Here is a 19,230-nt window from a genome sequence, read left to right on the forward strand (position 1 = left end):
GTAAGGCGCAGCCGCCACCCGGCTTTTTTAACGCCGCTTCCACCACAATAATCCCATCACGATAACCCCCGGCAGCCACACCCACAGCAGTTCCGAGATAATCACCTGATGCCCGTACGGCGTGGTGTAGCGCGACAGCGCAAAAGGCGCGACCTTGATCACCTGCCACGGTGCAAAGAAACGTTCATCCGACCATGGCCACAGCCAGCCGACCCCTTTCCCGCCCGTCGTCACCGAGTCCAGCAGGCTGTGCGACAGCAGCGACACGGTTAAAAACAGCCAGCAGCGCACCAGCCCCGCCCGGAACCCTCGTCGCCCGACCAGCACGCAGAGTAATGGCACCACAAAGGCAAAGAGCAGCGAGTGGGTAAACCCGCGATGGCCAAAAATATTGCCGTAGGCGACGCCAAACTTAAACGCGAGCACGTCGGCATCCGGCAGCATGGCGAGAACGATCCCGGCGAACAGCAGGCGAGGGGGGATCACCCGGCTGCCCAGCCCTAAGCCGAGGCAAACCGGCACAGCAGCGTGGGTAATAATGGTTGGCATAAGGATTATCCATGGCAAATCATGGAAATATAGCAGAGCGCGGCTTAACGCAGAGCCGGGCGTAAATCTGAATTATGCCGATTCCCGGGCGACGAGCTGCCCGGAGAGAGTAATGCGCTGGGTTTGCAGCTCAGGCTCTTTCAGCTTGCGGATCATCAGCCCCGCCGCCTGACGCCCCGTCTCTTCGCTGGCGGAGGAGACATAGGTAAACGACGGGGAGGTGAGGTTGACGTGCAGCATATCCTCAAACCCCACCAGCGCCACCTGCTGGGTAAGAAAGACATCTTTCCCCACGGTGCGCCCGACATGATGAATGCCGGAGATGGAGCCGATCATCGCATCCGGGGAGTGGCAGAGCAGGGCGGTGATAGTGTTGTTCTTCTCCAGCAGCTGACGGGTGGCGAAACTTACCGCCTGAGTATCGTCGCTGCAGACGGGGGCGAATTCATCGCGGAACACCAGCCCGTTTTGCGTCATCGCGCTGCGAAAACCGAGCAGGCGCTGCTCGCGGATTAAGTCGCCTTCCCGGCCGCCGATATAGGCGATATTGCGATGGCCCCGCTCAATGAGATAGCGGGTCGCCAGATGCGCCGCCTGGCGGTTATCGCGCATCACCAGATTGCAGGTTTCGTTGAGCAGCGACTGGGAGACCGCCACCAGCGGCAGCGGGCACTGGCGGATCAGCGCGGGCAGGGTGGCCTGCCGGGCGCTGGAGGAGAGGTAGATCACCCCGGCGACGCCCTGCTGCTTAAAGGAGAGCAGGCAGCGCTCAAGATGCTCACCGTCGTTCAGCGGCTGGCCGAGAAAGACCATATACCCCTGCTTTTCCAGCTCCTGGACGATGCTTGCCATTACCTTAATGGAAAAGCTGTCGCTGAAATCACGCAGGATCAGGCCGATAAGGTTGGAGGTGTTGGCGCGAAGATTGGCGGCGGCCACATTATGCACGTAGCCCAGGGCGGTGATGGCGGCGTGGACTTTTTCGATCGTCGCCTCTGAGATCTTTCCTTTCTGACGCAGAACCAGCGAGACGGTAGAGACCGAAACCCCTGCCTCTCTGGCGACATCAATGATGCTGACCTTCTTCACATCTTCTCCCTGAAATGCCTGATAAGACAACGCCTCCCGTAAGAGTACAGGAGACGTGTCGGACAGGCAGCTTATTATTTACCGATTAGGGTGGTCATCGTCTGGGCGATAAACTGCGCCCGGGCGCCAAAGATAACCTGAATGCCTGAGTCACCGACGAAGACCACGCCGCGTGCGCCGAGGCCGTTCAGACCGTCTTTGTCCACCACATCGCTCTTCGCCACTTCCAGACGCAGGCGGGTGATGCAGGAGCCGACAGAGTTGATGTTCTGCGCGCCACCCAGCAGGCCAATGATTTCGTTAGCAATTTCGGTATCGGTTTTATCGTCCGCATTGGCCGTCACTTCGGTGCGGCCTGGCGTTTTCACGTCGAAACGACGGATCACGAAGCGGAAGGTGAAGTAGTAAATCAGCGCCATCGGGACACCGATGATAATGGCGTTGAGGAAGTTGGTCTGGTAGCCGTTGAACGACGGCAGGATCCCGAACGACAGGTAGTCGATAAAGCCCGCAGAGAAGGACTTGGCGATATGCGCATGCAGCAGGTACATGGTCATGTAGGCCAGGCCCGCCATGATGGCGTTAAAGACGTAGAGGATCGGCGCCACAAAGATAAAAGTGAACTCCACCGGCTCGGTGATCCCGGTCAGGAAGCAGGTCAGTGCCGCTGAGAAGAGAATACCGGCGGCAATCTTTTTGTTTTTGGTGTGCGCTTCGTGGTACATCGCCAGACAGGCCGCAGGCAGTGCGAACAGCATCAGCGGGAACTCGCCCTGCATGAATTTACCGGCGTTCTGGTAGGTATCGCTGCTGAAGGATTTCACCCCTTCTTCCAGCATCTTGAACCAGATGGTCTGGTCGCCGTGGATCACCTGGCCCGCCTGGGTGGTGTAATCCCCGAACGAGTACCAGAACGACGGATACCAGATATGGTGCAGACCCAGCGGGATCAGCGCACGTTCAACCAGACCAAAGATAAAGGTCGAGGCCGCCTGGTTATCACCGTTAACGATCACCGACAGCGCGTCGATACCGGCCTGGATATGCTGCCAGACGTACGGCAGCAGCAGCCCCATCACGAATGAGAGGAACGCCGTGGCGATTGCCACAAAACGCTTTCCGGAGAAGAAGCCGAGGAACTCCGGCAGCTGCATGGTGTGGAAGCGGTTATAGCACCACGCGGCGAGGATCCCGCACAGCAGGCCGCCAAAGACGCCCATCTGCAGGGTCGGGATGCCCACCACCATGGCGTACTTGCCGCCCTGGGAGGCCATCTCCGGCGTAATGCCGAGCACGGTGCCAATGGTGATGTTAGTGACAAACACCGCCACCGCTGCCGACAGCGCGGCGATACCCGATTCTGACGCCAGGCCGACGGCAGAGCCGATGGCAAACAGCATCGGCAGGTTATCAAAAATGACGCCGCCTGCGTTCATCATCAACGGCAGGTGGAATTTATCGCCGAAAGCCAACAGCAGGCCCGCAGCGGGAAGCAGCGAGATCGGCAGCATTAATGCGCGACCAATCATCGACAATTTTGACAGCGATTTAACAAACCCTGATATCAGACTCATGCTGATTTCCCCCGAGTGCGCTCTGTGAGCGCTGTTATAGTGAGTAGAACGTTTTAGTAGAACGTTCTACTTATCGTGATGAAAGGGTGAATTCCGCGCAACTAAATTTTCACATTCCAACAGATGAAATAGTGATTATTTGAAGTTGATCGATAATTAACCGCGATGGTAGTGAGGGAATGGTGAAGAGAATTGCCGGGTGGCGGCTGGCGCCTTACCCGGCCTACAGACAGAGCCCGTACGTAGGCCCGGCAAGCGCAGCGCCGCCGGGCATCAGACGGCTCAGGCCGTTACGGTCACGCTCTGACCTTCAAAGCTCACAGTCTGTCCGGCTACGATCTTGCAGCGCTTGCGGGTTTCCACCACGCCATCAACTTTGACCAGACCGTCAGCAATGACGATCTTCGCCTGGGCACCGCTCTCGCTCCAGCCTTCGAGCTTCAGCAGATCGCACAGCTCAACATGCGGGTGTTTACCTAATGAAAATGTCGCCATCTTACGCTTCCTCTACGTCGTGATACTCAACGCATGCTTGTAAAGTATTCTGAATCAGTGTTGCAACGGTCATCGGGCCTACGCCGCCCGGAACCGGGGTGATATAAGAGGCACGGGCGGCGGCATCGTCAAATACCACGTCGCCGACCACTTTGCCGCACTCCAGACGGTTAATCCCCACGTCCACCACAATGGCGCCTTCCTTGATCCACTCGCCCGGGATAAAGCCCGGTTTACCCACGGCCACGATCAGCAGATCGGCATTTTCGACGTGCTGGCGCAGATTTTTAGTAAAGCGGTGGGTGACGGTGGTGGTGCAGCCGGCCAGCAGCAGCTCCATGCTCATTGGGCGACCGACGATATTGGACGCGCCAATCACCACGGCGTTCAGGCCGTAGGTGTCGATGTTATAACGCTCCAGCAGGGTCACAATGCCGCGCGGCGTGCACGGACGCAGGCGAGGCGCGCGCTGGCACAGGCGGCCAACGTTGTACGGGTGGAAGCCGTCCACATCTTTGTCTGGCGCGATACGTTCCAGTACTTTCACGTTATCAATGCCCGCAGGCAGCGGCAGCTGGACCAGAATGCCGTCGATTGCTTTATCGGCGTTCAGGGTATCAATCAGCTCAAGCAGCTCTGCTTCCGTGGTAGTTTCCGGCAGATCGTAGGAGCGGGAGAGAAAGCCGACCTCTTCGCACGCTTTGCGTTTGCTGCCGACATAAATTTGTGAAGCCGGGTTGCTGCCGACCAGCACAACCGCCAGCCCAGGGGCGCGTTTTCCTGCGGCCAGACGTGCTGCCACTTTTTCCGCAACCTCAGAGCGCACCTGCTGCGCAATCGTTTTACCGTCAATAATCTTTGCTGCCATCAGAGAGAAGATTCCGTCTGTAAGGAGTGAAAGGGGGGATGAGCATATTTTGTCAGAAGCGCGCGCTGCTGTCAGTCACACTTTGCGGATTTTCCTGTTAAGCGGCGCTAAGGAGGGGCATGGGTATGAACTGAAAGAGGATTGTACTAAAATCAATTGACTCAACCGGAGTTGACCGTATAATTCCACGCGCTTCACCACTGCGAAGTTTCTTCTCTGTGCGCCCTTAGCTCAGTTGGATAGAGCAACGGCCTTCTAAGCCGTAGGTCAAAGGTTCGAATCCTTTAGGGCGTGCCATTCAAATACCTTTTAGTTCCCCAACGTCTCTTTTTATTGATCTCTCATCGCACGCATTTTCACGCAACTGCGTTAAACTATCTCAAATATGAGATATTTTGAGATAGTTTAAGTATGTCCATAAAACGTCCTCCCAGACTGATACCGTTAGAATCCCTGACGGGCGCAGATATTGTTGCCCACCAGCATTACGCGCGTACTACGGACAATAAAGGCCGCTATCTGCCCTTTGATGAATTCAGACACCGTTTATCCCATCGCGATAACGTCGCGCTTGCCTGGACATTGACCCGCCGCGCCAGGGATGCTGCGCTACAGCGGATCGCTTACCGTAATGAGGCTGGAGAGCAGGCCGGATTCATGCTGACTTCTGCCATCTCCGCCACCTGTGAACGGGTGGATAAACACGCCACCCGTCTGGCGCTGGATGACCTGATATACCGGTTACGTGGCGCGGGAGCGGCCCTCATCCAGCTTCAACTCGATGAACCGATCACCAGCTCGCAGCTGGAAGGGGCTAACACCACCACGCTGGTGGCCAGGAAGATGTTGGGTTCCGGTCGGGCACCGCGAACCGAAGGTGAGCATATGATCGCCGGAAATGCGCGGCTGATGGCAGAGATCCCCGACCTGCTGAATGAACCGCTGACACCCGATCTTATCCGCCGTTTTCATGCGACAGGCATGGAAGGGATTAATAACGCGAAATATCAGCCGGGCGAGTTCCGTACGACAAACGATATCGTGATCGCCGACTACGACGGCAATGTGATTCACCAGCCGCCCGCGGCAGATCACCTTCCTGCCCGCCTGCAGGGAATTTGTGACTGGGTGAACAGCACCGCGGAATATGTTCATCCGCTGGTAAAGGCCTGCATTTTGCATTTTATGATTGCCCATGAGCATCCCTTCCGGGACGGGAACGGGCGCACCAGCCGGGCGCTGTTCTACTGGTTTATGCTGAAATCGGGGTATGAGGCCTTTAAATACATCTCTATCAGCAGCCTGCTTCATGCCGCTCCGGTGAAATATGCGCAAAGCTATCAGTACACGGAAACGGACGGCATGGACCTGACCTATTTTCTGGAATACCAGTCCGGCATCATCCGCCGCGCCCTGGACCAGCTATTGCGGCATGTTGATGATTTGGTCACCAGAGCGGCAAACATTGAGCGGTTCCTGTTCGAGTCGCGCGCATTATCGCGTCTCACCTCCCGCCAGGTCACGCTGTTGAATATCATGCTGGCAACGTCGACAACAGATTATACCGCCGCTGACGTGAGTGAGGCTCTCGGGATTTCCGATAACACTGCCCGTAAGGATCTACGTGCGCTGGTACGCGAGGGGCTGGCTGAAGAAACCGCGGCGAATGATCAGAAAACGGTTTACAAAATCGCGCGAAACCTCGTTTAACCTTCGGTTCCATTCTGCGATATAGTAGCGACATTCTCGTCTCACCTTCTGACAGGTAACACCGGCAATGGCTCTGATCCCCAAAAACTACGCGCGGCTGGAAAGCGGCTACCGTGAGAAAGCCCTCAAAATCTATCCCTGGGTATGCGGACGCTGCTCGCGGGAGTTTGTCTATTCAAACCTGCGTGAACTGACGGTTCACCATATCGATCATGACCACACCAATAACCCGGAGGATGGCAGTAACTGGGAGCTGCTGTGCCTGTTCTGCCACGACCACGAGCATTCGAAGTACACCGAAGCCGACATGTACGGAACCACCGTGGTGGCGGGTGAGGATGCGCAAAAGGATGTGGGAGCAGCCACCTACAACCCCTTTGCCGATCTGAAATCGATGCTGAACAAAAAATAATTTATGTCGTGTCCAGGCCGGGCAAGCGACGCGCCCCCGGCAACGCCCGAACAGATAACGGGTGAGTATTCAGAGGAAATGATGTCCGGTATTGCGCATTACTATGTCCAGCAGCAGAGCATGAACACGCAGCAAGTGGCGACGCTATCGGCTCAGACCGCATCTTCAGGGGCGTCGCAGACCAGCGTCCCGGCCTCTTTTCAGCAGGTATCCCACGCATCGCAACCGATCGTTTCGCAGCCTGCTATCCCGACGCTCAATTCCGCTAATACCCGCCAGACCTCCGTTGCCGCAACGCCCGCCTCGTTTGGTCAGCTGGATCAGTACGCCCGTATCCAGGGCTGGAGTGAGAAGCAAATCGCGCTGATGAACCGCCTGTCTGAGTACAAAAATAGCCGCTCCGGTCCCGCCTGGAGGGCGCCAGGCGCAGGCGTTCGCGGTATTCGCAATAACAACCCCGGCAATCTGGAAGCCAGCTGGGCATTTAGCTGGCTGGGGCAGAATGGCACTGACGGGCGTTTCGCCACCTTTGCCACCCCCGAACACGGGATACGTGCGCTGGGGGTCAACCTGCTCTCCTACCAGCGACGCGGGCTGGATACCATCAGCAAAATTATCTCCCGCTGGGCGCCACCGCAGGATAACAACGATATCACCGCCTATATCCAGAATGTCAGCCAGGCGCTCGGCGTCTCGCCCACTACCCGGCTGGATGTGACCTCGCCTGACATATTACGCGCCCTCAGCAAGGCGATTATTCGTCAGGAAAACGGCAATGTGCCGTTTTCAGATGAGGTCATCAACAGCGGCGTCTTTTCGGCGCTGGGGATGACGGAGCTGTCTGGCGCCCAGCCTGCGGTGTTGAAAAGCATGCCGGTTGACGAACAGCACTCCCCCTTTGTGTTGCAGGCCCGCAAAGAGTAACCCGCGCTTATCTCCCTTTTTACTTTGTTGCCCCTGTTTACACTTGATCATATAAAGATAATGAGTATAGTTCTCATTCTCTTTAGTGTTTGCGGGTGCACAGGGACTTTTCCGCAAGAGCAGTGAGCGCAGATCTCACATGGAACACTGAGTGTTAATGGTGACTCTGCACGGGGCGTAAGCTCCGATATCACAACCATAATCGCAACACTTATGCGACGCAGACGTCCACCGCAAATTCGATTTGTACGGTAAAGGATGCTCCTGATGTCAAAGAAATTTTCTACCCTGGCGCTGCTGGTGGCTGTCTCTCTCAGCGGCTGTGCTGCACAGCACACTGCCACGACCCAACCTGCTGCTAATATCCCGAAACCTGCGGCCCCGGCGCAGACCAACCTCGTAAAACGCGATCTGGCTGACGGCCTGTACGAAATGGTCCTGAGCCCGAAAGAGGATGCGCTGTATGTTGCCAGCTCGGAGGGTTTCAAGGATGTGCAGGGCGGGGTGGTCTACAAGCTCGATCCGGCGACCCTGAAAACCCTCGGACGCAGTCATACCGACCTGAAAAACTTCGCCCTCGCTATCTCCCCGGATGGCAAAACCCTTTACACCACTAACTCGCTGGACGGCGGGATCAGCGCCATCAGCACTGAAGACGGCAAAGTGAAAAAACGTCTGCTGTTTACCGAGCGCAACAAAGAGGGCTATCCGTACGGCGCGCGTCAGGTGCTGCTGCATAACGACCTACTCTATATCGGCGGAGTGGGCGATCCCGCAGTGGTCTGGGTGGTGGATGCGAAGACCCTGACGCTGAAAAAAACCATCAAAAACGCGGGGCAGTGGGTGACCGGCCTGTTGTGGTCTGAACAAACCGGGCGTCTCTACGTGGCTAACGGCGGCGGCGAAATTCTGATTATTGACCCCCGCAGCAACCGCATCGAAAAACGCTGGAAGCCGCTTGGCGATAAACCGGCGCTGCTGCTCAACCTGGCGGAGGATCCCGCCACCGGTCGTCTGTTTGTCACCGACAACTCCAAAGCTAAAACCACACTGGTGCTGGATATCCGCAGCGGAGAACTCATCAAACAGCTCGACGTGGGCGATTCGCTGGCGGTGAAGTTCAACGCCAAACGCAACGAGCTCTACATCACCCAGCGCGAAAGCGGCAAGCTGCTGAGCCTGGATGCCACCACCTATGCAGTGAAGCAGAGCTGGGATCTGCCGCCAAACCCCAACAGCCTGCTGCTGTCGGCGGATGGTCAGACCCTGTACGTCACCGTTAAACAGCCGTTCAACAAAGATCACTCCACCAACGGGCCGGACAGCGTGGTGCGTATCGCCCTGAAATAGTCTTTTTTTATAACAATCAAGGCCCGGCGACGGGCCATTTTTGCGCGCACGTTGAAAGAGTTAATCATGAACCACACCAGAACAATGAATAAAACGCTGCTGGCCCTCGCCATCGGCACCATCGCCCATTCCGCCGTCGCGGCGGAGAACAAAAAAGAAGAGACCCTCGTGGTGCAGGCCGCTGCCAGCGATTTTAAACCCGGCGGCGACCAGCTGGTGCCAGCCTTCCTGGACGGACAGGTGGCAAACGGCGGGCGCATGGGGATGCTCGGGCAGCAAAATGCCATGGACGTGCCGTTTAACATCATCAGCTACACCTCCAAACTGGTGGAAGATCAGCAGGCGCGCACCATAGCCGACGTGGTGGCTAACGATGCGGGCGTCCAGTCCGTGCAGGGTTACGGCAACAGCGCGGAGAGCTATCGCATTCGCGGCCTGAAGTTCGACGGGGATGATATGACCTTCGGTGGACTCTCCGGGGTGCTGCCGCGTCAGGTGGTGGACGCGCAGATGGTGGAGCGGATTGAGATCTTCAAAGGTGCCAACTCCCTGATGAACGGCGCGGCCAGCTCCGGCGTGGGCGGGATGATCAACCTTGAGCCGAAACATGCAGGCGCCACGCCGCAGGCGAAAGTGGGCGTGGACTACACCTCCGATTCCCAGATTGGTACTACCCTGGATGCCGGACGTCGCTTCGGTGACAACGACCAGTTTGGTGCCCGCGTCAACGTGGTTCACCGGGAAGGTGAAGCCCCGGTCGCCAACGACCGCCGTCGCACCACGCTGCTCTCAACCGGCCTCGACTATGCGGGCGATAACTTCCGCAGTTCCGTGGATCTGGGTTATCAGAAGAAAACCTTCCACGGTTCAGAAACCGGGGTCAACGTCTCCGGCGTGGATTTTGTACCGGAGCCGCCGAAAAACGATCGCAACTACTCCCAGAAATGGGCCTACAGCAATATCGAAAACGAATTCGGCATGTGGCGCAGCGAGTATGACATCACCGATAACTGGACCGCCTATACCGGCCTGGGGGCACAGCACGCCCATGAAGAGGGGCTTTACAGCGGTGCGAAGCTGGTGGACAAGAGCGGCAAAGCCACCGCGTCCCGTCTGGATACCAACCGCCTCAGCGACAGCGTGAGCGGCATGGCGGGCATTCGCGGTAACTTCGATACCGGCTTTGTCTCGCACAAGGTGAACGTCGGCTATTCGGCGATGACCAAAAACGAAAAAATCGCCTGGAAGATGTCGGCCGCGAAGGATAACCCGGTCACCAACATCTACCACAACACCGGCGTGGATGCGCCGCCGAGCACCAACTTCAACGGCTCAGGCGGCAACTACAGCGATCCGCTGACCAGCGGCCGCACCCGCACTCAGGGCTGGCTGCTGAGCGACACCCTCGGCGTGCTGGACGATAAACTGCTGTTTACCGTCGGCGCCCGTCATCAGAAGGTGGTGATCCGCGGTTATAACAAAATCACCGGGATGGAAAATGCGGCTGACAGCTTCGATGGCGACCGCTGGATGCCTACCTATGGCGTGGTCTACAAGCCGTGGGAGACGGTGTCACTCTATGCTAACCACACCGAGGCGTTGCAGCCGGGTAAAACCGCGCCAAACACCGCCATCAACTACGGTCAGAGTACCGGTATCGTCCACTCGAAACAGAACGAAGTGGGGGTGAAGGCCGATTTCGGTCGCGTGGGCGGCTCGCTGGCGCTGTTTGAGATCAAAATGCCGTCCGCCATTCTCGACAGCCAGACCAAATACTACGGTCTGGATGCTGAGCAGCGTAACCGCGGTGTGGAGCTGAACATCTTTGGCGAGCCGATGCTGGGCCTGCGTCTGAACGCCAGCGCCACCTGGCTGCAGGCGGAGCTGACCAAAACCAACAACGGCGTTAACCAGGGCAACGACGCGATTGGCGTGCCGAACTTCTACGGCGTGCTGGGGGCCGAGTATGACATCAAACCCGTCGATGGCCTGACCGCCACCGCCCGGGTGAACCACTCTGGCTCACAGTATGCGGATCTCGCCAACAGCAAGAAGCTGGATAGCTACACCACGCTGGATCTGGGTGTGCGTTACCGCTTCGCGGTGAACAATGACCAGAACCAGATGACCGTTCGCGCCGGGATCGAAAACGTCACCGATGAGAACTACTGGGCAAGCGTGGATGACAGCGGCACCTACCTCTTCCAGGGTGAGCCGCGCACCTTTAAGGTCTCTGTCGGCTACGAATTCTGAGTTCATTCGTTATTATTGGGGCAGGGATGCCCCACCGTCCGACTGTTATAAAAATGTAATCAATTGTTCTTATAGTGTTCCCACTTTATCGTTTCTTAGCCAAAAGAAAGGAAGCCATCGTGGGTAAACCTCTTAAGTCCGTATTCAAAAAAGAACATCGTGACGATGTCAGCAATCCCAGCGCTAACCCGGTATTTTCCAGCGTGGCGGAGATGTTCCTCTCCCGCCGTCGCTTCTTGCAGATGGGCGCCGTAGCCGGTGCCGCCGCCTCTTTCCCATTCCTGCTCAAGCCTGAAAGCGCCCTTGCGGCGGTCTCACAGCCTTCCGCCCTGAGCAAGGCGGTTTCGCTCGGCTTTACCAGCATTCCGGTCTCCACCGACGACACGGTCAGGGTGCCGGAGGGCTATATCGCCCGGCCTTTCTACCGTTGGGGCGATGCCACTGGCATCAAAGGTGCCATGCCGGCGTTCAAATTTGACGCCAGCAACACCACCGATGAGCAGGCAGCCCAGGCGGGCATGCACCATGACGGTATGGCGTGGTTCAGCCTGCCGCAGGGGGAGGAGAATCCCGGCCACGGCCTGCTGGCGATGAACCATGAGTATATCGACAACGGCATGCTCTTTACCGACGGCACTGCCAACTGGAGCTTGGACAAAGCGCGTAAAGGCCAAAACGCGATGGGCGTGTCGGTTATCGAAGTGAAAAAGAACGGCAGTGACTGGGAAGTGGTGCGCCCCTCCAGCTTCGCCCGCCGCATCACGGTCAACACCCCGATGCAGATCACCGGCCCGGCGCGTCAGCAGGATTTAATGAAAACCGCCGCCGATCCGCAGGGCGAGCGGGTGCTCGGCACCATGCAAAACTGCGCCAACGGCCACACCCCGTGGGGGACTTATCTCACCTGCGAAGAGAACTGGTCAGATATTTTTGTTAAGAAAGGCGAGCGGAACGCGCTGGAGAAGCGCTACGGCATCAGCGACAGCGATGAGTCCTACCGCTGGAGCGAAGTGGACGACCGCTTCAACGTGGATAAAACCCCTAACGAGCCGAACCGCTTTGGCTGGGTGGTTGAGATCGACCCCTACAACCCGGACTCGACGCCGCGCAAGCACACCGCGTTGGGGCGCTTCAAGCATGAAGGCGCCGCTGTCACTCTGGCCGCCGATAAGCGCGTGGTCACCTACATGGGCGACGACCAGAAGTTTGAGTACATCTACAAATTTGTCTCCGACAATAAATATAACCCGGCGGATCGCGATGCCAACATGCAGCTGCTGACCACCGGCACGCTCTACGTCGCCCGCTTCAACGACGACGGCTCCGGCGAGTGGTTGCCCCTGGTCTTCGGCCAGAACGGGCTGGATAAGAGCAAAGGCTTCGAAAGTCAGGGCGATCTGCTGATCAAAACCCGTCTGGCGGCGGATGCGGTTGGCGCGACCAAAATGGATCGCCCGGAGTGGATCGCGGTCGATCCCCACAGCAGCGGCAGCGTCTACTGCACCCTGACCAACAACAGCGATCGCGGTAAAGAGGGCAAAGCGCCGGTGGATGCGGCCAACCCCCGGGCCAATAACACCTTCGGCCACATCATGCACTGGCTCGAAGAGGGGAGCGATCCCGCGGCCCTGCGTTTCAAATGGGATATCCTGGTGCTGGCCGGACGCACGGAGACGACGGATGAAAAGGCGAAGGGCAGCATGAAGGGGGCCGAATTTGGCAGCCCGGACGGCCTCTCTTTCGACCATCAGGGCGTGCTGTGGATCCAGACCGATGTCTCCTCCAGCACCATTAACAAAAAAGCCTATGAGGGGATGGGCAATAACCAGATGGTGGCGACCATTCCGGGCACCAACGAGTATCGCCGCTTCCTGACGGGCCCGCGCGGCTGCGAAATCACCGGCATTGCGTTCACCCCGGACAACCGTACGCTGTTTATCAATATTCAGCATCCGGGCGAGGGTGGGGATGACATTACCGACCCGGCAAACCCGCGCGCCGTTTCTAACTGGCCGGACAACAATCCGAACGGACGTCCCCGGGCGTCAACGGTCGTCATCACCAAAGCGGACGGCGGTATCATCGGCTCATAATCACCCCCAGCCGGGCAGCAACCGTTGCCCGGCGTTTAACTTGCTCCCGTCTGCCTGAAGTGTTAAAAGGTGCCCCTTCCATAAAAAGAGACAGGGCCAGGCCGTGAGAAACGCCTCATCCGCTTCAGACAAAAGTGCTGCTGAAGCCGCGTCGGAACAGACACCGACGCTCCATCGTGGTTTACAAAATCGACATATTCAACTTATCGCTCTCGGTGGCGCTATCGGCACCGGACTGTTCCTCGGCATCGGGCCCGCCATTCAGATGGCCGGCCCCGCCGTGCTGCTGGGGTATGCCATCGCGGGCATGATCGCCTTTCTGATCATGCGCCAGCTCGGTGAGATGGTGGTTGAAGAGCCGGTCTCCGGCTCCTTTGCCCATTTCGCCTACAAATACTGGGGCCCTTTTGCGGGCTTCCTGTCGGGCTGGAACTACTGGGTGATGTTCGTGCTGGTGGGCATGGCGGAGCTGACCGCCGCGGGCATCTATATGCAGTACTGGCTCCCGGACGTACCCACCTGGGTCTGGGCCGCGGCGTTCTTCATCATCATTAACGCCGTCAACCTGGTGAACGTGCGCCTGTACGGTGAGACGGAGTTCTGGTTTGCCCTGATCAAGGTGCTGGCGATTATCGGCATGATCGGCTTTGGCCTGTGGATGCTCTTCTCCGGGCACGGCGGTGAGCGGGCAACCATCGACAACCTGTGGCAGCACGGCGGCTTCCTCGCCACCGGCTGGAAAGGGCTGGTGCTGTCGCTGGCGGTGATCATGTTCTCCTTTGGCGGACTGGAGCTTATCGGCATTACCGCCGCCGAAGCCCGCGATCCGCACAAGAGCATCCCGAAAGCGGTCAACCAGGTGGTCTACCGTATTCTGCTGTTCTATATCGGCTCGCTGGTCGTCCTGCTGGCGCTCTACCCGTGGGTGGAAGTGAAGTCGGACAGCAGCCCGTTCGTGATGATTTTCCACGATCTGAACAGCAACCTGGTGGCATCGGCACTTAACTTCGTGATTCTGGTGGCCTCGCTGTCGGTCTATAACAGCGGCGTTTACTCCAACAGCCGGATGCTTTTTGGTCTCTCCGTGCAGGGTAACGCGCCGAAGTTCCTGACCCGCGTCAGCCGTCGCGGCGTGCCGGTCAATTCGCTGCTGCTCTCCGGGGGCATTACCTCCCTGGTGGTGCTGATCAACTACCTGCTGCCGCACGAAGCCTTTGGCCTGCTGATGGCACTGGTGGTGGCAACGCTGCTGCTGAACTGGATCATGATCTGTCTGGCCCACCTGCGTTTTCGCGCAGCGATGCGTCGCAAAGGGCGCGAGACGCAGTTCAAAGCGCTGCTCTACCCGGCGGGTAACTATCTCTGTATCGCCTTCCTGGCGATGATCCTGGTGCTGATGTGCACCATGGACGGCATGCGCACCTCGGCGATCCTGCTCCCGGTGTGGATTGTTTTCCTGTTTGCGGCGTTTAAACTCTCCCGCAAAAAGTAGTGCGGTTTCTGCCCGGCGGCGCTGCGCTTGCCGGGCAGAAATAATCAAATGTGGAACGCGACCCGCTTTCCGGTAGGCAGTATGACATCAATACTCACTTCGCCTCCTAAAGCTGTAACGTAGCGTTTCAGGGTAGAAAGGCGCGGATCATTATCCGGCTGCTCTATTTTCGCAACAGTAGGTTGTTTAACGCCCATCGCGGCGGCAAGCTCTGTTTGCGACATATTGAGCTCTTCACGCAGTTGGTTGAGCGCAACAATAATGCGTAATTCTTCAACCTTAGCGGCTATCCGCTCCTGGCTTTCTTCACTCTGCTGGGCCATCAGTTCTTTTAACGTTGCCATTTGGCCTCCTTACTCGCCAGATATTTGCTGAACTCAGCGTCAGCTATGTTAATCATACGCTTATAGAAATGCTTATCACCCGCGCCTGTCTTGTTGCCAGCGCATAAAATAATGGCCTGACGCCCGGGATCGAAGGCAAAAAAAGCGCGAATCGGATCGCCTGCATGCTGAATGCGTAGCTCTTTCATATTGGTGTATTGCGATGCCTTAACGGTATCAACCCAGGGCCGCCCCAGTTGAAGGCCATACTCAGAAAGAATATGCAACGCTGCCAGGACATCTTCTTTCAGGTCTTGTTTCTGCTGGTGAAACCATTCGTCAAACATATCCGTTGTTTCGACTTCCCACATAGTGATTTCCTTATAGCCTTTTGGCTATAAAATAATATAGCCAAAAGGCTATACCTGCAACTGCCCAGCCTCCATAAAACCGTAGGCCGGGTAAGGCGAAGCCGCCACCCGGCACCCCCGCGCACCCTACTTCACCTTTATCGTGACCCCTCTCGCACTTCTTAACCGATCCCCAGGATCTTTGTTTTGTAATCGATTACTTTTCATTTGATACGGTTTGTAATCGATTACTTTTTAAGGGTGGGGCTTATCATGGTGTCGACAACTGAAAGTAGTGGAAAGGTGACAGGGGAGTACCGGCTGCTGGTACCGCGCCTCTCCCTGATGATGTTCCTGCAATTTTTTATCTGGGGTAGCTGGTCAGTAACGCTCGGTCTGGTGATGACCCAGCACAACATGTCATTGCTGATTGGCGATGCCTTCTCTGCCGGGCCGATCGCCTCTATTTTATCGCCGTTTGTGCTCGGGATGCTGGTGGACCGCTTCTTCGCTTCGCAGAAGGTGATGGCGGTGATGCACCTGGCCGGGGCGGCGATCCTGTGGTTCGTGCCGGGGGCGTTGATCGCGGAGAACGGCGCGCTGCTGATCGGCCTGCTGTTTGGCTACACGCTTTGCTACATGCCGACCCTGGCGCTGACCAATAACATCGCCTTCCACAGCCTGGCGAACGTCGACAAGACCTTCCCGGTGGTCCGCGTGTTTGGCACCATCGGCTGGATTGTGGCGGGGATCTTTATCGGCGTCACCGGCGTGGCCGCAAGCATTACCATCTTCCACGTGGCGGCGGCCAGCTCCGTCCTGCTGGCGCTCTACAGCCTGACGCTGCCGCACACGCCTGCCCCGGCCAAAGGGATGCCGGTGAAGGTGCGCGATCTCTTCTGCGCCAACGCCTTCGCCCTGCTGAAAACCCGTCACTTCTTTATCTTCTGCCTGTGCGCGATGCTGATCTCCGTCCCGCTCGGCACCTACTACGCTTATACCGCCTCTTACCTGGCGGATGCCGGGATCGCGGATGTCAGTACCGCCATGTCCTTCGGCCAGATGTCCGAAATCTTCTTTATGCTGGTGATCCCGCTGCTGTTCCGCCGTCTGGGTGTTAAATACATGCTGCTGATCGGCATGCTGGCGTGGTTTGTCCGCTACGCGATGTTTGCCCTGGGGGTAAGTGAAGAGGGGCGCATTCTGCTCTATCTCGGCATCCTGCTGCATGGCGTCTGCTATGACTTCTTCTTTGTGGTGGGCTTTATCTATACCGACCGCGTGGCGGGCGAAAAGGTCAAAGGCCAGGCGCAGAGCATGATCGTGATGTTCACTTATGGTATCGGCATGCTGCTGGGCTCGCAAATTTCCGGCGCGCTCTACAACCGCCTGGTCGCGGGGCAGGCCGTGCCACAGGCGTGGGTAACATTCTGGTGGATCCCGGCGGTCGCGGCTGCTGTGATTGCACTCGTTTTCCTTGTCTCGTTCAAATATGACGATGACAAGGCGTAATTTCTGGAGGTGTTATGAGGACGATTAAAGGCCCGGGTATTTTTCTGTCGCAGTTTATCGGGGCACAACCCCCGTTCAACACCCTCGACGGGCTGGCCGGTTGGGCGGCGGAAAAGGGCTACAAAGCGCTGCAAATGCCCTGCAACCATAAAGCGATTTTTGACGTCGAGCAGGCGGCAGAAAGCCAGACTTACTGCGACGAGATAAGCGGCAGGCTGGCTGAGAAGGGGCTGGTCATCAGCGAGCTCTCCACCCATCTGGAGGGGCAGCTTATCGCGGTCAATCCGGTCTACGACGAGGCGTTCGATAACTTCGCTCCTCCGGCGGTGCGCGGTAACGCCAGCGCCCGCCAGGCCTGGGCGACCGACATTGTAAAAAAGGCGGCGGTGGCCTCGGCACGGCTCGGTTTAACCGCCCACGCCACTTTCTCCGGATCGCTGGCCTGGCCGTTTATCTATCCCTGGCCGCCGCATAATGAGGCACGTTTTGCGGAGGCGTTCAGCGAGCTGGCCCGCCGCTGGCGACCCATTCTGGATACGTTCGATGAGCAGGGGGTTAACGTCTGCTATGAAATTCATCCCGGGGAAGATCTGCACGACGGCGTCACCTTCGAGCGTTTTCTGGCGCTGGTAGACAACCATCCGCGCTGCAACATGCTTTACGATCCGAGCCACCTGCTGTTGCAGCAGATCGATTATCTGACCTGGATCGATCACTACCACACCCGCATCAAGGCGTTTCATGTTAAGGATGCCGAATTCCGTCCCAACGGGCGCAGCGGGGTGTATGGCGGCTATCAGAGCTGGATCAACCGCGCCGGACGCTTCCGCTCGCCGGGGGACGGGCAGATCGACTTTAAGGGCATCTTCAGCAAGCTGACCCAGTACGACTACGACGGCTGGGCGGTGCTGGAATGGGAGTGCTGCCTGAAAGATGGCGAAACCGGGGCGCGGGAAGGGCGCGAGTTTATCTCCCGCCATATTATCCCGGTATCCGATCGGGCATTTGATGATTTCGCCGCAGGAGAACTTCATGATTAACGTCGGCATTATCGGCAGCGGCTTTATCGGCCCGGCGCATATCGAAGCCCTGCGCCGCCTCGGGTTTGTGCAGGTGGTCGCCCTCTGCGATGGCTCGCTGGAACAGGCGCAAGAGAAAGCCCGGGCGCTGAATATTCCCCACGCTTACGGCAGCGTGGAGGCACTGCTGGCGCACCCGGAGCTGCACGTGGTGCACAATTGCACCCCTAACCATCTGCATGCGGCGATCAACCGCCAGATCCTGCGTGCCGGTAAACATGTTTTCTCTGAAAAGCCGCTGTGCATGACGCCAGACGAGGCCCGGGAGCTGGTCACGCTGGCGGAGCAGGCGGGGGTGATACACGGCGTGAGCTTTGTCTACCGTCAGTTTGCGATGGTGCGCCAGGCGGCGAGCATGGTGGAGCAGGGCAGCCTCGGACGGCTCTTTGCCGCCCACGGCAGCTACCTGCAGGACTGGATGCTGCTGGAAACCGACTACAACTGGCGGGTAGATGCCGCGCTCGGGGGCGCATCGCGGGCGGTGGCCGATATCGGTTCCCACTGGTGCGACACCATTCAGTTTCTGACCGGACGGCGCATCACCGAAGTGATGGCCGACCTCGCTATCGTCTGGCCGACCCGCAAGGCGAACGTCGCCGGAAACCAGACCTTCAGCCAGGCGGGCGACGCGGTGTATGAAGACAAACCCGTCACCACCGAGGATTTCGGCTCGGTGCTGTTCCGCTTTGACGATGGCAGTAAGGGCAGCTTTACCGTCTCGCAGGTGAGCGCCGGACGTAAAAATCGCCTGAGCCTGGAGGTAAACGGCAGCGAGGGCTCCGTGGCCTGGGATCAGGAGGTGCCCCAGCAGCTATGGGTGGGGCATCGGGCGCAGGCTAATCAGGTTCTGACGGACGATCCGGGCCTGATGAACCGGGATGTGGCGAACAGCGCCCACTTCCCCGGCGGCCATATCGAAGGCTGGCCGGATGCCTTTAAAAATATGATGGCGCACTTTTATCAGGCGGTACAGGCGGGCAGGATGCCGGAGAAGCCGGTGTTCGCCACCTTCCATGACGGGGCGAGCGTCATGTATATCATTGATGCGATAGTTAAAAGCCATCAGCAGCAGCGCTGGGTCGCTGTCGCGCAGTAACACGTTGCCCGGTGCGCCGGGCAACCCATTTATGGTAGCCTGCTGCAAACGCAAACTGCAG

17 protein-coding genes and 1 tRNA gene are annotated in these 19,230 nt (G+C 57.9%); 11 read left to right on the forward strand and 7 right to left on the reverse strand.

The features are described 5' to 3' along the window. Positions 1-27: 27 nt before the first annotated feature. The 5 genes from GNG26_RS05115 to folD all read right to left on the reverse strand — a co-directional run bounded on the left by GNG26_RS05115 (position 28) and on the right by folD (position 4,575). Positions 28-549, reverse strand: a complete 522-nt coding sequence (locus GNG26_RS05115) for a metal-dependent hydrolase (protein WP_156237956.1) — start codon at positions 547-549, stop codon at positions 28-30. A 72-nt stretch (positions 550-621) separates the two neighbouring features. Continuing rightward, positions 622-1,638 carry a Mal regulon transcriptional regulator MalI gene (gene malI / locus GNG26_RS05120; RefSeq protein WP_156237957.1) on the reverse strand — a complete coding sequence of 339 codons (1,017 nt, stop codon included), beginning with the start codon at positions 1,636-1,638 and terminating at the stop codon, positions 622-624. Positions 1,639-1,712: 74 nt separating this feature from the next. Next, positions 1,713-3,212: a PTS transporter subunit EIIC gene (locus GNG26_RS05125; RefSeq protein WP_156237958.1), complete on the reverse strand. Its 1,500-nt coding sequence runs from the start codon at positions 3,210-3,212 to the stop codon at positions 1,713-1,715. A 282-nt stretch (positions 3,213-3,494) separates the two neighbouring features. Further along, on the reverse strand, positions 3,495-3,707 hold the full coding sequence (gene ybcJ, locus GNG26_RS05130) for a ribosome-associated protein YbcJ (protein ID WP_023334767.1): 213 nt from the start codon (positions 3,705-3,707) through the stop codon (positions 3,495-3,497). Position 3,708: 1 nt separating this feature from the next. Next, entirely contained in the window at positions 3,709-4,575 is an 867-nt protein-coding gene (gene folD, locus GNG26_RS05135; RefSeq protein WP_156237959.1) for a bifunctional methylenetetrahydrofolate dehydrogenase/methenyltetrahydrofolate cyclohydrolase FolD, read from the reverse strand. A 220-nt stretch (positions 4,576-4,795) separates the two neighbouring features. Here folD and GNG26_RS05140 point away from each other — a divergent pair. From GNG26_RS05140 to pheP, 8 genes are all read left to right on the forward strand, one after another. Then, positions 4,796-4,872 (forward strand) — tRNA-Arg (locus tag GNG26_RS05140). A 114-nt stretch (positions 4,873-4,986) separates the two neighbouring features. Continuing rightward, entirely contained in the window at positions 4,987-6,285 is a 1,299-nt protein-coding gene (locus GNG26_RS05145; protein ID WP_156237960.1) for a Fic family protein, read from the forward strand. Positions 6,286-6,352: 67 nt separating this feature from the next. Next, positions 6,353-6,697, forward strand: a complete 345-nt coding sequence (yajD, locus tag GNG26_RS05150) for an HNH nuclease YajD (RefSeq protein WP_103178545.1) — start codon at positions 6,353-6,355, stop codon at positions 6,695-6,697. A 120-nt stretch (positions 6,698-6,817) separates the two neighbouring features. After that, entirely contained in the window at positions 6,818-7,621 is an 804-nt protein-coding gene (locus GNG26_RS22790) for a hypothetical protein (RefSeq protein WP_156237961.1), read from the forward strand. Positions 7,622-7,888: 267 nt separating this feature from the next. Continuing rightward, positions 7,889-8,971 carry a YncE family protein gene (locus tag GNG26_RS05160; RefSeq protein ID WP_156237962.1) on the forward strand — a complete coding sequence of 361 codons (1,083 nt, stop codon included), beginning with the start codon at positions 7,889-7,891 and terminating at the stop codon, positions 8,969-8,971. A 66-nt stretch (positions 8,972-9,037) separates the two neighbouring features. Then, a complete protein-coding gene (locus tag GNG26_RS05165; protein WP_156237963.1) occupies positions 9,038-11,224 on the forward strand; it encodes a TonB-dependent siderophore receptor in 2,187 nt (728 codons plus the stop codon). A gap of 119 nt (positions 11,225-11,343) precedes the next feature. Then, positions 11,344-13,317, forward strand: coding sequence for a PhoX family phosphatase (locus GNG26_RS05170; RefSeq protein ID WP_156237964.1), 1,974 nt, complete (start codon positions 11,344-11,346; stop codon positions 13,315-13,317). Positions 13,318-13,420: 103 nt separating this feature from the next. Beyond that, positions 13,421-14,809 (forward strand): phenylalanine transporter, encoded by a 1,389-nt coding sequence (gene pheP, locus GNG26_RS05175; protein WP_156237965.1) that lies wholly within the window; start codon positions 13,421-13,423, stop codon positions 14,807-14,809. Between the two features lie 44 nt (positions 14,810-14,853). Here the strand turns inward: pheP and GNG26_RS05180 are convergent, their stop codons facing one another. Beyond that, positions 14,854-15,153 (reverse strand): helix-turn-helix domain-containing protein, encoded by a 300-nt coding sequence (locus tag GNG26_RS05180; RefSeq protein WP_103178550.1) that lies wholly within the window; start codon positions 15,151-15,153, stop codon positions 14,854-14,856. Continuing rightward, entirely contained in the window at positions 15,141-15,503 is a 363-nt protein-coding gene (locus tag GNG26_RS05185; protein ID WP_156237966.1) for a type II toxin-antitoxin system RelE/ParE family toxin, read from the reverse strand. The genes GNG26_RS05180 and GNG26_RS05185 overlap by 13 nt, the downstream gene beginning before the upstream one ends. Before the next feature lie 252 nt (positions 15,504-15,755). On the opposite strand from GNG26_RS05185, the gene GNG26_RS05190 reads away from it, so the two are divergent. The 3 genes from GNG26_RS05190 to GNG26_RS05200 are packed head-to-tail and all read left to right on the forward strand — an operon-like array spanning position 15,756 to position 19,169. Further along, on the forward strand, positions 15,756-16,994 hold the full coding sequence (locus GNG26_RS05190; protein WP_156237967.1) for an MFS transporter: 1,239 nt from the start codon (positions 15,756-15,758) through the stop codon (positions 16,992-16,994). A gap of 14 nt (positions 16,995-17,008) precedes the next feature. Further along, positions 17,009-18,034, forward strand: coding sequence for a sugar phosphate isomerase/epimerase (locus GNG26_RS05195; protein ID WP_156237968.1), 1,026 nt, complete (start codon positions 17,009-17,011; stop codon positions 18,032-18,034). Then, positions 18,027-19,169 (forward strand): Gfo/Idh/MocA family protein, encoded by a 1,143-nt coding sequence (locus tag GNG26_RS05200; protein WP_156237969.1) that lies wholly within the window; start codon positions 18,027-18,029, stop codon positions 19,167-19,169. The genes GNG26_RS05195 and GNG26_RS05200 overlap by 8 nt, the downstream gene beginning before the upstream one ends. The last annotated feature ends 61 nt before the right edge of the window (positions 19,170-19,230 follow it).

Origin of the sequence: Leclercia sp. J807 (assembly GCF_009734465.1) — a bacterium.
Taxonomy (GTDB): Bacteria; Pseudomonadota; Gammaproteobacteria; order Enterobacterales; family Enterobacteriaceae; genus Enterobacter.

What these genes read in the sequence shown, in the direction of transcription:
- GNG26_RS05115 (WP_156237956.1), bottom strand. Translation starts at nt 549, where the DNA reads ATGCCAACCATTATTACCCACGCTGCTGTGCCGGTTTGCCTCGGCTTA.
- GNG26_RS05125 (WP_156237958.1), bottom strand. Translation starts at nt 3,212, where the DNA reads ATGAGTCTGATATCAGGGTTTGTTAAATCGCTGTCAAAATTGTCGATG.
- ybcJ (WP_023334767.1), bottom strand. Translation starts at nt 3,707, where the DNA reads ATGGCGACATTTTCATTAGGTAAACACCCGCATGTTGAGCTGTGCGAT.
- folD (WP_156237959.1), bottom strand. Translation starts at nt 4,575, where the DNA reads ATGGCAGCAAAGATTATTGACGGTAAAACGATTGCGCAGCAGGTGCGC.
- GNG26_RS05145 (WP_156237960.1), top strand. Translation starts at nt 4,987, where the DNA reads ATGTCCATAAAACGTCCTCCCAGACTGATACCGTTAGAATCCCTGACG.
- yajD (WP_103178545.1), top strand. Translation starts at nt 6,353, where the DNA reads ATGGCTCTGATCCCCAAAAACTACGCGCGGCTGGAAAGCGGCTACCGT.
- GNG26_RS22790 (WP_156237961.1), top strand. Translation starts at nt 6,818, where the DNA reads ATGAACACGCAGCAAGTGGCGACGCTATCGGCTCAGACCGCATCTTCA.
- GNG26_RS05160 (WP_156237962.1), top strand. Translation starts at nt 7,889, where the DNA reads ATGTCAAAGAAATTTTCTACCCTGGCGCTGCTGGTGGCTGTCTCTCTC.
- GNG26_RS05165 (WP_156237963.1), top strand. Translation starts at nt 9,038, where the DNA reads ATGAACCACACCAGAACAATGAATAAAACGCTGCTGGCCCTCGCCATC.
- GNG26_RS05180 (WP_103178550.1), bottom strand. Translation starts at nt 15,153, where the DNA reads ATGGCAACGTTAAAAGAACTGATGGCCCAGCAGAGTGAAGAAAGCCAG.
- GNG26_RS05185 (WP_156237966.1), bottom strand. Translation starts at nt 15,503, where the DNA reads ATGTGGGAAGTCGAAACAACGGATATGTTTGACGAATGGTTTCACCAG.
- GNG26_RS05190 (WP_156237967.1), top strand. Translation starts at nt 15,756, where the DNA reads ATGGTGTCGACAACTGAAAGTAGTGGAAAGGTGACAGGGGAGTACCGG.
- GNG26_RS05195 (WP_156237968.1), top strand. Translation starts at nt 17,009, where the DNA reads ATGAGGACGATTAAAGGCCCGGGTATTTTTCTGTCGCAGTTTATCGGG.
- GNG26_RS05200 (WP_156237969.1), top strand. Translation starts at nt 18,027, where the DNA reads ATGATTAACGTCGGCATTATCGGCAGCGGCTTTATCGGCCCGGCGCAT.